This is a genomic window from Hymenobacter agri (assembly GCF_054778495.1).
Genome location: NZ_BAAGZM010000991.1, coordinates 1 through 1,056, shown reverse-complemented (window position 1 = coordinate 1,056; position 1,056 = coordinate 1). Strand labels below are relative to the sequence as shown.

The 1,056-nt window shown below is 67.0% G+C and carries 1 protein-coding gene; it reads right to left on the bottom strand.

Annotation, left to right across the window (positions count from 1 at the left end; translation table 11 throughout):
* A partial coding sequence (locus ACYVDE_RS23935) for a M4 family metallopeptidase (protein WP_460504030.1) occupies positions 1-1,056 on the bottom strand: 1,056 nt, incomplete at both ends.

Genomic DNA, 1,056 nt, shown 5'->3' with positions numbered 1-1,056 from the left:
GAGCACGGCGGCATCATCGGTCTGGCACTGGGCCTGCGCCCCGGCCGGAGCCGCGCTGCCCGTGCCCAGGCCTACGGCATACCAAGCGTCGGTCACGGCCGTTACCTCGGCCGAGTTGGCCCCGTACAGGTCGGTAGCGGCCTGAATGGTGAACATGCGCGTGGAGCGGTAGTCGGAATTGGGCGTGAGGTAGAGGCGCTCGGCGCGGTAGGCAATACGGGCCGCCTTGTCGATGCCAATGCCGGTGACGGCGTAGGCCTGCTGCTGCTCGTTAACGCCGGATTTGCCCACGCTCAGAATATAGAACCAGTGGTTGAGCACCCCCGAGTTGGTGTGCACCCCGCCGTTGTCGGCCGTACCAAAGGCCCACAGGCGCCCCCGGTAGTTGGCCGGGCAGGGCGAGAGCATGCTGGTGCTGAGCGGGTTGCTCATCGAGCGCAGGCCGCCCGCCGCGCGCGTGATGTCTTCGCCCACCACCCAGGTTTGCTTGCTGGGGTCGACGGAATACTCCACGGCCGCCCCCCAGATGTCGGAGAAGCCTTCGTTGAGCGCGCCCGACTCGTTCTGGTACACCAGGTTGGCCGTGGCCTGGCACACGCCGTGGCCGGTTTCGTGGCCACACACGTCCAGCGCCGTCAGCGGCGTGAACAGGGTGCTGCCGTCGCCGTAGTTCATGGCCGCGCCGTCCCAGTAGGCGTTGTCGAAGCCCACGCGCAGGTGCACGTAGTTAATGAACTTGCCGCCGCTGCCGTTGATGGAGTTGCGGCCGTGCGTGCTCATCCAGTAGTCGAAGGTGGCCTGCGCGCCGAAATGGGCATCGAGGGCCGCGTTGTCTTTGGCGGTGTTGTTGAATTCGGCGGCCGTCCAGTTGTTGTCGGCGTCGGTGAAATCGACGGCCGCGGCCGTGTTAGTGCCCGTGCGCAGGTTATAGGTTTCGATGCCGGCCGCGCGGGTGTAGTCGCGCAGGCGGTAGCTGCCGTTCAACTGGTCCGTCAGGGCCGTGCGCGTGCCCATGTAGCGGGTGGCAAACGTGCCCGAGGCCGAGGCGGCCACCCC